We start from the raw sequence: 14,479 nt of genomic DNA, 5'->3' as shown, positions 1-14,479 counted from the left end.
AATATAATATAAAGCCTCGTCTGATTTAAAAACTGACGGGGCTTTTACTTTACTCATTAAATGATTCTATAAAAATATTAATCGAATGAGGTATGTTTTTGAGGTAAATAAATACGTTTATTGAATAGCTGTAAATAATTAAGAAATGGAGATATTAGAAAAATTTAAGGATTTAATAGATAAACACTTTATTGATAAACATGATATTGCTTTTTATGAAAAAGAACTAGGCGTAAAACCAAAATACTTAAGTAAGCTATCAAAAAAACATAATGCTTCTCCACCTTGTCAAATATTGCTTCAAAAACAGATAGATCACAGTAAATATCTTCTAGAACATACAAAAAAGACTGTAAAAGAAATTTCTTATGAAATGAATTTTAGTGACCCTTATTACTTTAGTAAAATTTTTAAAAGCAAGGCAGGAATGTCTCCTACTAAATATAGAAAAAGCAAAGAGTGAACCTTTGTCCATTGTTTCTACTTTACATCAAGATTAACTTTGTGCTATAATTTAATCTCAATAATATGAAACAATTTATTAAGCACTCTATTGAAAGTGCGCCCGAGGAATCTAAAGAATTACTTAAATACGGAGAGAAAAAATATGGAATGTTACCCAATTTATTTAGATATATGGCTGGAGCTCCATCTGCTTTAAAAGGTTATATTGATTTATTTAACACTTTTTCAAAAACAAGTTTTTCATCGGGAGAGCAACATCTTATTTTATTAGCGGTAAGTATCGTTAATAAATGTGACTATTGTACAGCTGCTCACACACGTGCAGCAAAAGCGAATGGCATTTCTTCATCCATACTAAATGCGGTGAGAAAACAGAAAAAATTAGAAGACAAACGTTTGAATGCTTTAATTGATATAAGTAAAAAAATAACAGAAACTAGAGGTAATATTGAAGCAGTAGACTTAAATGTTTTTTATGAAGTAGGTTTTTCTCCTGAAAATATCATGGAAATTATTGTTGGTGTTTCGTTAAAAACGATGAGTAATTATATTAATCACGTTACAGAAAATATAATAAATGAAGAGTTAAAACCCTTTGAAATTGGTAAGGAAATAGAAGATTGAAAAAATAATAGATTAAAGAAAATAAGTATAAAGGGTTTAGCTCAAATTTTAAGCTAAACCCTTTTGTTGTATTTATGCAAAATCTTGGATAGCTATATCTTTTAATACATTTGGACCCATTGATTTATCTGTTACAATCTTAACCACATAAGTATAAGGGCCATTACTAGGTTTTTCTGCAATCCACGCACAATGCCAGCCTGTTCCCCAAGGCAACTTTGTATTCCAAGGATTGTTTTTATCGTCCCAAGTCCAAGCTTTAGTATCTTTTTTGGGGTCTGAAGGGAATGAGTTTCCTTTGTAAACATGTATTTGACCTTGTTGAGCTCTAAAAGGAGCGTCAGTATGCCATTTTAGAAATAAATTTCCTTGATCTTCATATGCTTTTAATGTCCATGTAAATGATGCTTTTGTTTCCATGACTTATATTTTAATTAAATATCTTACTCTATTTAAAAATAGGTTTTTCAGATGCCACCTTAGTAATTTAAAACAAATAGTAGCTACTTAGTTGAGTGATTTGTTTTCGATTACATCTTAAAGATATAATGATAGAGTGATATTTATTAGAATGAAAATACCTAATTTATAATACAAGTAATTTTACCCAATTATTAGGTGATTTAAAATTAAAAGACTGCAAAATAAACTCCCTTTTTAATACTTAGCAGCCTTACCATTAGATAATGAGTTATTTATAAACTCACGTAAATCATCATTAGCAGATATTAAATCATCGTGACGTAAATACATCATGTGTCCACTTCTATAGCCTTTAAAAGTAAAACGGTCTTTCATTTTTCCGCTAGGGTCGATTTGCCACATCGTATATTTAGCCCCGAAATAAGTTGTAGCCCCATCATAATAGCCAGATTGAACTAGTACTTTTAAATATGGATTTTTAGCCATAGCTTCTCTTAAACCTTCGCGGGTATTATTATTTCTTTTGTCCCAAGGGTGTACATCACCAAACATATTGTATTTAACATCTGTTTTAAAGTTTAAGTGCGTTTTTATGTAATAATTAATAGCTGGAGTAAAAGAATGCATCCATGATGTTAATTCAGGATTAAAATCTGGGCTATCACCAGCTTCGGTTTTATCAATACCTAAATACCTAGAATCTAAACGTCCAATGGTTTGTCCCGTTTTATTACGTAAAAGCTCTTTCCAAAAAAAGCGTGTAGGAACATCTAAGTTGTTTTGCAAAATGGCCGATTTACTTAATCCAGAATAATATGCCATTTTTTTAGCAACATTTTGTTTTTCATCCTTAGAAATAAAACCTCCTTTAGCCAATGCAGGCATGAGTGTATTGATAGTGTAATTTTCAACTTCAGGTAAAATATCTAATAAATCTTTTTGTTGTAATGTCTCAGGTAATACTTTTTGATACCATGCTGCCGCTGTAAAATAAGGTAAGTTCAGCGCCGAATATACAGGTTGCGAAGTATTATAAAGTTTATAATCTGCGGGGGATACTAAAATAACACCATTTAAATACATCCATTGGTTATTTTGTAATTCGTTAGCTAAGCCCATAACTCGGGTGCCACCATAACTTTCACCAATAATATATTTTGGAGATTCCCATCTGTTTTTTCTAGAAACAAAGGTGTTAATCCATTCGGCTAAATATTTAATATCTGCATTAATACCAAAAAAGGTTTCCCTGCTAGGTAAATTATCTTCTTTATCTTTAATCATTCTTGAATAACCAGTATTTACAGGATTAACATACACAATGTCTGCAACATCAAGAATAGAATTAGGATTGTTTTTAATACCATAAGGTTGAACAGGGTAACCTTCATTATCAATATTTAAAACTTTAGGACCTGTATATGCAATATGCATCCATACAGATGCAGAACCAGGACCACCATTAAAAGAAATAACTAAAGGTCTATTCGCTTTATTTTTAACATTATTGCGCTCATAATAGGTGTAGTAAAGTGTCGCAATAGGGTTGCCATCTTTATTCCATACAGGTTGCGTACCTGTAGTTGCTGTATATGAAAAACTAGTGTTTTTTATAGTTGTATTATGTGTGGTAACAACCATAGTATCAGTTGGGATCTTTCTTTTTTGAGAATAAACGAATAAAGTAGATATCGATAATAAAAATGCTAAATAATGTTTCATATAAAAAGTCTTAATTATAGTTGTATAAAGTAGAGTAAAGGTAAATAAAACAAATGTTAAAATCCTTCAAAAACACCTAATCCAAATAATGCAAAATCATATTTAACAGGATCTTTTGGGTCTAATTGTCTTAAAGCTGTATCTAATTCTAATAAAGCTTTAGCATCATTTTGTTTTCTGTTTAATAGCCCTAATTTTCTAGCAACATTTCCAGAATGTACATCTAAAGGGCAGGAGAGTTGACTGGAAGAAAGGTTTTTCCAAATACCAAAGTCTACACCAGTATTGTCATTTCTTACCATCCAACGTAAAAACATGTTAATGCGTTTAGCTGCCGAATTTTTTAAAGGGTCGCTAACATGTTTTTGAGTTCTAGGTAAATGTTCAATTTCAAAAAAGATAGTTTTAAATTTAGAAATAGAAGTTTGCAGAGATTCGTTTTTAGAAGATTTAGCAAAAACAGACTCTAATCCGTTATGATTTTTGTAAATATGTTTTAACGATTTTATAAACTGGACACAATCATTACCATTAAAAGTTCTATGTACAAAAGGCTGTAGTTTTTCTAAATCGGTTTCTTGATGATTCATTACAAAATCCGAAGGAGCGTTATCTAGTAAATTCATTAATTTATTAGCATTATTAATAATGCTTTTTCGGTTTCCCCAGGCTATAGTGGCTGTTAAAAAACCTGAAATTTCAATATCCTCTTTTTTATTAAATATATGCGGAATTTGTATGGGGTCACTTTCAATAAATTTAGGGTTATTATATTGTTGAACTTTAGCGTCCAGAAATTCTTTAAGCTCGGTTTTACTTAACTTTTTTAATGTATCATTCATAATTAACAAAAGTATTGTAATAAGTTGAATTTAAAAACGTCTTATATTGTTCCTCGATTAAAAATTAAATTCATTTTATAATTTTATTAAAGATGTCTTCAAAAAGAATTTTACCCATTATTGTTTTTTCTCAATTTTGTTGTACTTCATTATGGTTTGTAGGAAATGGTATTATGGAGGATTTGATGAGCAATTTTAACTTGAATACATCTGCACTAGGACATTTAACTTCAGCTGTACAATTTGGTTTTATTTTAGGAACATTTTTATTTGCACTTTTTACGATAACAGACCGGTTTTCACCATCAAGAGTATTCTTTTTTAGTGCTATAATTGCCGCTGTTTTTAATGTAATGATGGTTTATGGAGGTCATAGTATAATTAGTTTATTTGTAGTTAGGTTTTTAACAGGTTTCTTTTTGGCAGGTATATACCCTGTAGGAATGAAAATAGCTTCAGATTATTACAGAGAAGGATTAGGCAAATCATTAGGGTTTTTAGTTGGGGCTTTAGTTTTAGGAACAGCATTCCCTCATTTTTTAAATGGTTTAGAAACTGTGTTACCATGGAAATTAGTTGTGTACATTACTTTTGGATTGGCAGTATTAGGAGGTGTGCTTATACTTGTATTTATACCTAATGGGCCATATAGAAAGCTTGCTTCAAAATTAGATTTTTCGGTATTATATAAAGTTTTTAAAGCACCTAATTTTAGAGGTGCTGCATTTGGGTATTTTGGACATATGTGGGAGTTGTATACATTCTGGGCATTTATTCCTGTATTATTAGCAGCTTATATGAAAGTACATAATACAATGAGTTATAGTGTTTCTATACTTAGTTTTATTATCATTGGAGTAGGTGCTTTTGCTTGTGTAGTATCTGGATATTTATCTCAAATATTTGGAGCAAAAAAAATAGCTTTTAGCGCATTAGCCTTGTCATGTTTATGTTGTTTATTATCACCATTTTTTTTTATGATTAATAATGAGTTTCTTTTTATAGGTTTTCTTGTGTTTTGGGGCATGGTTGTTATTGCAGATTCTCCCTTGTTTTCATCACTTGTAGCCCAAAATACTATCTCAGAATATAAAGGAACAGCACTTACTATTGTAAATTCTATAGGTTTTGCAATAACTATTGTTAGTATTCAGGTTTTTAATGTATTGATTAATATGGTTAATGTTAAATACCTCTTTATAATACTTGCTGTTGGTCCCTTTTTAGGACTGATAGCTTTATATAACAAACGAAAAATTAAGACTATTTCGTAAATGGTTTTTTTATAAAATATAATAGTATCTTTAATACTTAATAGTGTACTCTACTAATATACAAAAAGATGAAGGCGTTTATAACTCTATTTTTATCAATAATAATATCGATTATTCAAATATCAAAAACACAAGCTCAAACAACTAGTGAAGATAATATTACTTCAATAAAACGACATAGAGAAGGAGCGAAACATGTTTTAGAAGTAGCTAAACTTTTTGAAGCAAGAGTATATGTGAATGCTCAAAATGATACATTAAATTATCGTTTATTAAAGCCACTAAACTACGATCCTAAAAAAACATATCCATTAGTAGTTTGTCTTTCAGGTACAGGAGGACGAGGTACAGATAATATTAAACAAATTTCAAGTTGCTGGCCATCTCAAATACTGACTAAGTCCAAAAATAGAAAAGACTATCCTTGTTTTGTTTTTGTGCCGCAATGTCCACTAAATTCTAGTTGGGGAGTTTCTTCAAGCCATAGACTAAATACACTTACAGATATTGAATTTCTAGTTTTTGATGCTATTAAATCTATAGAAAAAGAATTTTTTATAGATCCTACTAGACGTTATGTTACAGGGCAATCTATGGGAGGTTTTGGTACATGGCACTATATTCAACAATACCCTAAAATGTTTGCGGCAGCTATTCCTATATGTGGGGGTGGAAACCCTAAATTGGCACATAAAATTGTAGATGTTCCAGTTTGGGCTTTTCATGGAGAAATAGATACAGCTGTTTCTGTAAACTTTTCTAGAGATATGATTGCATCAATAAAAAGAGCAGGAGGAGCCCCTTTATATACAGAGTTAAAAAATGTTGCTCATATTTGTTGGCCTCTGGCTTACGACACACCTAATTTATTAGATTGGTTGTTTGCTCAAAAAAATGAATAAAACGAATTTAGATTAGAATTTTACCATCAACCATAGTTAGTTTTTTATCAGCCATATCAGCCAATTCCTTATTATGGGTTACAATAACAAAAGTTTGTCCAAATTCGTCACGTAATTTAAAAAAGAGCTTATGTAAATTTTCGGCAGATTCACTATCAAGGTTACCAGAAGGTTCATCGGCAAAAATTAAATCAGGCTTATTTATTAAAGCTCGAGCTACAGCAACACGTTGTTGTTCTCCGCCAGATAATTCATTTGGTTTATGATCGTACCGATGGGATAAACCTAAGAAATCTAGAAGTTCTTTAGCTCGATTTTCTGCTTCAGATTTTTTAGTACCTTTAATAAAAGCAGGTAAACAAACATTTTCTAAAGCAGTGAATTCAGGTAAGAGTTGATGAAATTGAAAGATAAAACCAATATGCTCATTCCTAAATTTGGCTAAAGCTTTATCTTTAACAGCGCTAATATTAGTGCCATTTATACTTAATTCAAATTTTTTATTTGAAGAAGCTCGGTCTAGTGTGCCTAATATCTGTAATAAAGTTGTTTTTCCAGCTCCAGAAGCGCCAACAATTGAAACAATTTCACCTTTTTTAATATGTATATCTACACCTTTTAAAACATGTAGATCGTCGTAATTTTTATGTATGTTTTTTGCTCGAATCATTTTATTGACTTAACCAATTTGGTGATTTTTTATATTTAAAATAAATCAATATTACTACTAATACTGTAGAAATAAAATTAATTATCCAAATTTCATCAAAATATAGGAAGTGATTTATGTTAATTAGCTTTAGAAGTACTATACTGGTGAAGTATATCTATTTAAAATAATCTAAAACTAATTTATATTTCTTTTTAACAAAATAGAGGGAATATGATAAACTCATTAAGCTAAAACTTAATAGAAAAACTTTTTTTGAATAATTTAAGTGTAGTATTTTGAGTACTGTACCTATTAATAAAACAGAAATACTTAATAAGAAAAATTTAAAAAACTTATTTTTGTTTTTTGTGAAACTCCCATTCTTAATAATAAAACCTAAAGCTGAGTATCCAAATATTAAAGAGGCTGTTTCCGTAATATCTAATGTATTTACATTATAATTAAAGAAGTAAGTTAAAAGAAATATTAATAATGAAGCTGCGGAAAAAAGAAGATAACCTAAATTCGGAATGGCATCAATAATACGTACAAGTTTAATCATTATTGTTTTTTAAATTTGTTGGTTAGAATTGTTGAAGTGAAATTAAGAATTTGTTTTATGATTAAGTTCATTTTAAATTCTATATTTAATTAAAAATAAAAACTCATTAAAAGATTGAAAAAAGATATGCCTTATAAGAAGTTTGAAGAGTATAATATGAAAGTAACTGATGATGTTAAAGATAGATACAAAAATATTATTCAAGATTTAGGGGAAGATACAGAGCGTGACGGACTTTTAAAAACTCCAGAGCGAGCAGCTAAAGCTATGCAGTTTTTAACTCAGGGGTATGATCAAGATCCTGTAGAGATTCTTAAAAGCGCTATGTTTAAAGAATCTTATAATGAGATGGTTATTGTAAAGGATATAGAGCTGTATTCACTTTGCGAGCATCATATTTTGCCATTTTTTGGTAAAGCCCATATAGCATATATACCAAATGGTTATATTGTAGGTTTGAGTAAGTTGCCAAGAATTTTAGATGTTTTTGCTAGACGGTTACAAGTGCAAGAACGTTTAACAGAGCAAGTTTTAGATTGTATTAATGACACTTTAAAACCTCAAGGAGTTGCTGTTGTTATAGAAGCTTCTCATATGTGCATGATGATGCGTGGTGTGCAAAAGCAAAACTCGATTACTACAACCTCTGGATTTAGAGGTCAATTTGAAAAGAGCGAGACTAGAAATGAGTTTTTAAAGTTAATTGGAAAGTAGTATTGTAATGAAAATTGGTATATTTCTTGTTTATAGTGATATATTAAATATTACTTAATGAATAAATATAAAAAATTAGTACTAGGTATTATTTTAGATGCAATTGGATGCGCATCTTTTATAATTCCAGGAATAGGAGAGTTTTCAGATATTATTTGGGCGCCAGTATCTGGTTGGTTAATGACGAGCCTTTATAAGGGAAAACCTGGTAAAATAGCAGGAATTATAACCTTTGCCGAAGAAGCGCTTCCTGGTTTAGATGTTATACCTACATTTACTTTAATGTGGTTCTATACGTATGTTCTAAAAAAGGAATAAAATGACTTGCATATAATAGTATAAAAACAGAAACCTCTACGATTAATTCTAAGAGGTTTTATTTTATCTGTTAAATATAAAAAATAGGATGATTTTGATAACTCCTAATTTCTTACGTCTTACTTTTGTTTGTTTTATAATGGAAATTTTATTCAATATAAACTTGTCCTCTATGTGGTTTTAAAGCATCTCTTATAGGTTTCATATCGTTTTCGTTTACTACCAAAAAAGCTATAGTATGAAGATTATTTAAATCTTCAAATCCAGTAATGGAGATATTTAAGTTCTCCAATTGAATATATTCTTTTAAGTGAATTTCGTGGTGTTGTGCTATTTTACTGGCATTTGGTCCGTGGAAATCCCAAATTAATTTTAGTTTTCTCATCAACTATACTTAAGATTTTAATTTTAAAAAAAGTGTAATATATGCTTTTTTTAATCGTTTATAAAACAACTTGTATTATAGGTTTATATTAGTATTTTTGTAACCGTTTAATAATTTTCATTCTATGCAATTAAGATATTTATTTACTTTATTTTTAACATTATCAATATTAAATGTAAGTGGGCAATCAACAAATAAAGATGTGCTTTTTACCATTGATAACGAATCTATTTATGCCTCAGAATTTTTAAGAGTTTATAATAAAAATCTTGATTTGGTTCAGGATGAATCTCAAAAAGATGTTGATGAGTATTTAAAACTTTTTACTAATTATAAATTAAAGTTAAAAGAAGCTAAGGCATTAGGTCTTCATGAAAAGCCATCTTATCTTAGAGAATTGGCTAGTTATAAAAAACAATTAGCTAAAAGTTTTGTTACAGATGCTAAAGTTACAGATGCTTTAATAGAGGAAGCATACACTAGAGTTTCTTATGATGTAAAAGCGAGTCATATTTTAATAAAAATTTCTGAAAACGCAAATCCAGAAGATACTCTAGTAGCATATAATAAAATAATAAAGCTGAGAGATAGAACTTTAAGCGAAGGTTTTGAGAATGTTAGAAAAGAAGTACATAACGGACAAACTGTTTATGGAGAAAAACTAGGTTACTTTTCAGGGTTTAAAATGGTCTACAAATTTGAAAATGCAGCATTCAATACAGAAGTAGGGAGTGTTTCAGAACCATTTAGAACACGTTTTGGATATCATATAGTTAATGTTACAGATAAAAGAAAGTCTAGAGGAGAACGTACTGTTGCACATATAATGGTAGTTAGTAAGAAGAATGATTCTTTGGCTGAAAAACCAGAAGTTAGGATTAACGAGATATACAAAAAAATAAATCAAGGAGAAGGTTTTGAGGCTTTAGCTAAACAGTTTTCAGATGATAAAAATTCAGCTCCAAAAGGCGGTATGTTATCACCTTTTTCTGGAGGGCAATTAGGGACACAAGAGTTTGAAGATGTAGCTTTTAATTTAGAAAAAATAGGAGACGTATCTAAGCCTTTTCAAACCAAGTATGGTTGGCATATTGTTAAGTTATATGAAAAGAAACCTGTGCCAGAATTCGAAGTGATAAAGTCTGAATTAGAGCAGAAAATAAAACGTGACGATAGATCTAAATTAATTGATGAAGCATTAGTTAAGAAACTTAAAGCACACTATAGTATTAGTGATAAACAACCAGCATTAGATTATTTTGTGTCAATTCTTAATGATGATTATTTTAAAAGAACATGGAAATTACCAAGTGATTTTAAAGAAGACAAAACATTAATTAAAATAGGAAAGAAGCAGTTTTTTTATAAAGATTTTGGAGACTATTTAATCAAAACCCAAGGACGTACTGTAGAGAAAAGTTCTTATAAAAATGTTATATCAAATAAATACGAAGCATTTTTAAACAGTAACTTAATTCAGTATCAAGAAGATAATTTAGAAAATGAAAATGAAGAATTTGCACATATTGTAGGAGAATATAGAGATGGATTGTTACTATTTGAATTAATGGAGTCAACAATTTGGAATGCAGCGAAAACAGATTCCATTGGTATTCAAGATTTTTATAATAAGAATAAAAAGAATTACATACAATCTGAAAGAATTGATGCCGTTGTTGCATCTTCAACTAAGCAAAAAATACTTAAAAAAGTATCGAAATTATTGAAAAAAGATATGGCTTTAGATGAAATAAAGTCACTTGTAAATAGTAGTGATAAAGTAGAAGTCATATTTACTTCGGGTCTAATGGATGCAGAGCACCAATCGCTTCCAAAAATGTTTAGTTTTAAAAAGGGTGTTTCAAAAATATATAAACACAATGATGCTTTTGTACTTGTAAAAGTTAAAGATGTACTACCAAAAGAACAAAAAACATTTGAAGAATCTAAAGGAGCAGTTATTAGCGATTACCAAACTTATAAAGAAAAGAATTGGATTAAAGATTTGAGTGTGAAATATAAAATAAATATAAATCAAGAAGTTTTAAAAAGTATAAAATCTCAAATTAAAAAATAATAAGTGCGTATAAAATTCATCATATTGTTTTTAGTGTTATTGATATCATCATGTGATTTTTTTAAAAAATCAAATGATGAATCTCCCATTGCTAGAGTAAATGAAGCTTATTTGTATTATGATGATATCAAGGGGCTGGTTTCAGAAGGTACACCTAAAGAAGATAGCATACTTATTGTTCAAAATTTTATTAATCGTTGGGCAACCCAACAGTTGTTTGTAGATGGAGCCAGATTAAATTTAAATGAAGAAAAACAAGAAGCATTCAATAAGTTAGTTGTTCAGTATAAAAATGATCTATACACTAAAGCTTATATAGAAGCATTGGTTAAACGTAGTATAGACACTTTAGTTCCTAAAAAAGAGGCTGAAAATTATTATTATAATAATAAGGAAGCTTTTAAATTGAATGAAGAACTCATTAAGTTTCGTTACATACATGTCGATCAAAATATTATGGATTATGATGATATTGAAGAAAAATTTAAACGCTATAATTTTGAAGACAAAAAGGTACTAGATTCCATATCAATACAATTTAAATCATATTCGTTCAATGACTCTATTTGGGTAAAATTAAGTCAAGTTATAAAGAAAATTCCAGTAGTTACGTTAGAAAACAAGGATCAACTGTTAAAAAAAACTAATTTTATTCAACTCAAAGACTCATTAGGAGTATATTTGATGAAAATTAATGGTGTTCTGTTGAGAAACGACATCGCTCCATTACAATACGTTAAGCCAACTATAGATCAAATTGTGATTAACAAAAGGAAGTTGGAGCTTATAAGGGGATTAGAAAAAGATATTACTAAAGATGCTATTAAAAATAAACAATTTGAAATTTATAACTAATTTGAGAGATATATCAATTTTATGCATAACCATACTATCAGTAAGTTTTACGTATGCGCAGGAAGTTATTAAGGAAGAGATAAAAGAAGAAAAAGTTACTAAGAAAATAGATTCCACAAATAAGCAAAGTGCAAAAAAAATTGATGGCGTAGCAGCAGTAGTTGGTGATTATATTATTTTAGATTCAGATATTGATAAAGCATATTTACAATTACAAGCACAAGGTGTTAATACAAGTGAAATAGGGAAATGCGAACTATTTGGTAAATTATTAGAGGATAAGTTATATGCACACCATGCCATTCAAGATAGTATAGAGGTATCTGATGCTGAAATTAGAAAAAATGTAGATTACCAAATTCAACAGTTTTTACAACAAACCAATGGTTCTATGGAAAAACTCTTAGCATTTTATAAAAAAGATGATGAAAAGAGTTTTAGAGATGAAATGTTTGAAATAAACAAGGCTAACCAATTGGCATCAAAAATGCAAGCTAAAATTGTTGAAGAAGTGGAGATAACGCCGGAAGAAATTCGTTCCTTTTTTAATAAAATACCAGAAGAAGAAAAACCAACTTTTGGAACAGAACTCAAAGTTGCGCAAATCGTTGCAGAACCTAAAGTAAGTGAAGAGGCAAAACAAAAAGTAATAGATAGGTTAAAACAATTTAAAGCAGATATTGTAGAGAATGGAGCTAGCTTTCGTTCTAAAGCCGTATTATATTCAGAAGATCCAGGGTCAGCAAGTAAAGGAGGTAAATATACCTTAAACAGAAAGCAACCTCGAATGGTTAAAGAATTTAGACAAGTGGCATTTGCACTTCAAGAAGGAGAAATATCAGAGCCTTTTAAAACAGAATTTGGATACCATATTATTATGTTAGAAAAAATTAGAGGACAAGAGTATGATGTTGCTCATATTTTGTTAACACCTAAAGTATCTAGTAAAGCTATAAAAGATGCAAAGGAACGCTTAGAAAAAGTAAGACAACGAATTGTTGAGGGTAGTATCTCATTTTCTGAAGCTGCTAAAGAAGCAAGTGATGAAAAAGAAACAAAAAATAACGGCGGTCAGTTAATAAACCCAACAACACAAGACTATAATTTTGAATTAACTAGAATGGATCCAGAGTTATATTCACAAATTCAGAACTTAAAAGACGATGAAATAAGTTTAGTTTTAAAAGAAGAAGATAGATCTAGAAATGTTAAGTTTAAACTTTTAACGGTTACAGATAGAGTTGATGAGCATAAAGCAGACTATGCTCAAGATTATTTAAAAATAAAACAATTAGCACTCGAAGAGAAGAAGATAAAAGCCATAGAGAAATGGCAAGAATCAAAAATACTAGATACTTATATTAAAATTAGTGGAGAACATAGAGATTGCAAGTTTTCTGGTAACTGGTTAAAAAAGTAAGAATATGTCCGATGTAGTCGCTATTGAAAAATTTGTAACACAATTTAAAGATTTAAAAACTGAAATAGCCAAGATAATTATTGGTCAAGACGAAGTTGTTAGTCAAATTTTAATATCCGTATTTTCAGGAGGTCACGCATTGCTTATAGGCGTGCCAGGTTTAGCAAAAACCTTAATGGTTAATACCATTGCTCAGGCTTTAGGATTAGATTTTAAACGCATACAATTTACTCCAGATCTAATGCCTAGTGATATATTAGGAAGTGAGATATTAGATGAAGATCGTCATTTTAAATTTATAAAAGGGCCTATTTTTTCTAATATTATTTTAGCAGATGAGATTAATAGAACCCCGCCTAAAACACAAGCTGCTTTATTAGAAGCTATGCAAGAGCGTGCTGTTACTGTAGCAGGGCATCATTATAAATTAAGTTTGCCATATTTTGTTTTAGCAACTCAAAACCCTATTGAACAAGAAGGAACATACCCTTTACCAGAAGCGCAGTTAGACCGTTTTATGTTTGCTATAAACCTAGACTATCCTACTTTTGAAGAAGAAGTTGAGGTTGTAAAATCTACTACAACAGATAAAAAAATAAAAGTTAACGCTTTATTTTCGGCACAACAAATTATAGATTTTCAACATTTAATAAGACGTATTCCTGTAGCAGATAACGTTATTGAGTACGCTGTATCAATGGTTGGAAAAACAAGACCAAATTCAGAATTAGCCCCAGAATTAGTAAAATCTTATATCGATTGGGGTGCAGGACCAAGGGCATCACAAAATTTAATATTAGCAGCAAAAACTCATGCAGCAATTAATGGGAAGTTTTCTCCAGATATAGAAAATGTACAAGCTGTAGCAATAGGTATTTTAAGACATAGAATTATTAAAAACTACAAGGCAGAGGCAGAAAATATTACAGAGGAACAAATTATTAAAAGCTTGTTTTAGTAAAATACTATAGATTTTTAGTTCATTTTGGAATATTTTTGTAAAAAAAATCTGAAAAAACCAAAAAATGAATTTAAGAGATTTGGAGTTTATTTGTAAATATTTTTTTGAATAACTTATCATATATTCAAATTTGATATTAAAAATATGATAAATAAATAATCATATTAATAATTTATGTCACTATACTAATTTAATATAGTGACTTGTTGTATTAGACGGTTTCTTTTTACAATTTTACTTTAATTTTGTACTTTGCAAAACTTTAAAAAATAAGAAATAAGAT

Annotated in this window: 16 protein-coding genes; 10 read left to right on the top strand and 6 right to left on the bottom strand. The window is 29.3% G+C overall.

Going from position 1 to position 14,479, the window contains the following annotated elements; translation table 11 throughout:
• The first annotated feature begins 145 nt into the window (after positions 1-145).
• Together A8C32_RS16035 and A8C32_RS16030 are read left to right on the top strand one after the other, a co-directional pair.
• Positions 146-463, top strand: coding sequence for a helix-turn-helix domain-containing protein (locus A8C32_RS16035; RefSeq protein WP_069831420.1), 318 nt, complete (start codon positions 146-148; stop codon positions 461-463).
• A gap of 65 nt (positions 464-528) precedes the next feature.
• On the top strand, positions 529-1,089 hold the full coding sequence (locus A8C32_RS16030; RefSeq protein ID WP_069831419.1) for a carboxymuconolactone decarboxylase family protein: 561 nt from the start codon (positions 529-531) through the stop codon (positions 1,087-1,089).
• Positions 1,090-1,161: 72 nt separating this feature from the next.
• Here A8C32_RS16030 and A8C32_RS16025 read toward each other — a convergent pair whose 3' ends face one another.
• The 3 genes from A8C32_RS16025 to A8C32_RS16015 all read right to left on the bottom strand — a co-directional run bounded on the left by A8C32_RS16025 (position 1,162) and on the right by A8C32_RS16015 (position 4,076).
• A complete protein-coding gene (locus A8C32_RS16025; protein WP_069831418.1) occupies positions 1,162-1,509 on the bottom strand; it encodes a hypothetical protein in 348 nt (115 codons plus the stop codon).
• A 237-nt stretch (positions 1,510-1,746) separates the two neighbouring features.
• Positions 1,747-3,234 carry a S10 family peptidase gene (locus A8C32_RS16020; protein ID WP_069831417.1) on the bottom strand — a complete coding sequence of 496 codons (1,488 nt, stop codon included), beginning with the start codon at positions 3,232-3,234 and terminating at the stop codon, positions 1,747-1,749.
• Between the two features lie 56 nt (positions 3,235-3,290).
• On the bottom strand, positions 3,291-4,076 hold the full coding sequence (locus A8C32_RS16015; protein ID WP_069831416.1) for a TIGR02757 family protein: 786 nt from the start codon (positions 4,074-4,076) through the stop codon (positions 3,291-3,293).
• A 92-nt stretch (positions 4,077-4,168) separates the two neighbouring features.
• On the opposite strand from A8C32_RS16015, the gene A8C32_RS16010 reads away from it, so the two are divergent.
• Positions 4,169-5,350 carry an MFS transporter gene (locus A8C32_RS16010; protein ID WP_069831415.1) on the top strand — a complete coding sequence of 394 codons (1,182 nt, stop codon included), beginning with the start codon at positions 4,169-4,171 and terminating at the stop codon, positions 5,348-5,350.
• 68 nt (positions 5,351-5,418) lie between these two features.
• A complete protein-coding gene (locus A8C32_RS16005) occupies positions 5,419-6,252 on the top strand; it encodes a carboxylesterase family protein (protein ID WP_083253387.1) in 834 nt (277 codons plus the stop codon).
• Positions 6,253-6,259: 7 nt separating this feature from the next.
• Here the strand turns inward: A8C32_RS16005 and A8C32_RS16000 are convergent, their stop codons facing one another.
• Positions 6,260-6,922 (bottom strand): ABC transporter ATP-binding protein, encoded by a 663-nt coding sequence (locus A8C32_RS16000; RefSeq protein WP_069831414.1) that lies wholly within the window; start codon positions 6,920-6,922, stop codon positions 6,260-6,262.
• Between the two features lie 157 nt (positions 6,923-7,079).
• Positions 7,080-7,466: a hypothetical protein gene (locus A8C32_RS15995; protein ID WP_069831413.1), complete on the bottom strand. Its 387-nt coding sequence runs from the start codon at positions 7,464-7,466 to the stop codon at positions 7,080-7,082.
• A gap of 126 nt (positions 7,467-7,592) precedes the next feature.
• Here A8C32_RS15995 and folE point away from each other — a divergent pair, with 126 nt between their 5' ends.
• Positions 7,593-8,180 (top strand): GTP cyclohydrolase I FolE, encoded by a 588-nt coding sequence (folE, locus tag A8C32_RS15990; protein WP_069832076.1) that lies wholly within the window; start codon positions 7,593-7,595, stop codon positions 8,178-8,180.
• Positions 8,181-8,237: 57 nt separating this feature from the next.
• The gene (locus A8C32_RS15985) at positions 8,238-8,498 is read left to right on the top strand and encodes a hypothetical protein (RefSeq protein ID WP_069831412.1); all 261 of its coding nucleotides are present in this window, start codon (positions 8,238-8,240) and stop codon (positions 8,496-8,498) included.
• 148 nt (positions 8,499-8,646) lie between these two features.
• Here the strand turns inward: A8C32_RS15985 and A8C32_RS15980 are convergent, their stop codons facing one another.
• Positions 8,647-8,883, bottom strand: coding sequence for a hypothetical protein (locus tag A8C32_RS15980; RefSeq protein WP_069831411.1), 237 nt, complete (start codon positions 8,881-8,883; stop codon positions 8,647-8,649).
• Between the two features lie 124 nt (positions 8,884-9,007).
• On the opposite strand from A8C32_RS15980, the gene A8C32_RS15975 reads away from it, so the two are divergent.
• Genes A8C32_RS15975 through A8C32_RS15960 form a run of 4 tightly spaced genes read left to right on the top strand, consistent with a single transcriptional unit; the run spans position 9,008 to position 14,193 of the window.
• Positions 9,008-10,960 carry a peptidylprolyl isomerase gene (locus A8C32_RS15975; RefSeq protein WP_069831410.1) on the top strand — a complete coding sequence of 651 codons (1,953 nt, stop codon included), beginning with the start codon at positions 9,008-9,010 and terminating at the stop codon, positions 10,958-10,960.
• A gap of 3 nt (positions 10,961-10,963) precedes the next feature.
• Complete coding sequence (locus tag A8C32_RS15970) at positions 10,964-11,815, top strand: peptidylprolyl isomerase (RefSeq protein ID WP_069831409.1); 852 nt, start codon at positions 10,964-10,966, stop codon at positions 11,813-11,815.
• Positions 11,778-13,235, top strand: coding sequence for a peptidylprolyl isomerase (locus A8C32_RS15965; RefSeq protein WP_069831408.1), 1,458 nt, complete (start codon positions 11,778-11,780; stop codon positions 13,233-13,235). The genes A8C32_RS15970 and A8C32_RS15965 overlap by 38 nt, the downstream gene beginning before the upstream one ends.
• A gap of 4 nt (positions 13,236-13,239) precedes the next feature.
• Positions 13,240-14,193 carry an AAA family ATPase gene (locus A8C32_RS15960; protein WP_069831407.1) on the top strand — a complete coding sequence of 318 codons (954 nt, stop codon included), beginning with the start codon at positions 13,240-13,242 and terminating at the stop codon, positions 14,191-14,193.
• Positions 14,194-14,479 lie beyond the last annotated feature (286 nt).

This window comes from Flavivirga aquatica (genome assembly GCF_001747085.1).
In the GTDB taxonomy this organism is placed as follows: Bacteria; Bacteroidota; Bacteroidia; order Flavobacteriales; family Flavobacteriaceae; genus Algibacter_C; species Algibacter_C aquatica.
The sequence above is the reverse complement of the archived record's forward strand: the minus strand, read 5'-3'. Positions and strand labels throughout refer to the sequence as shown.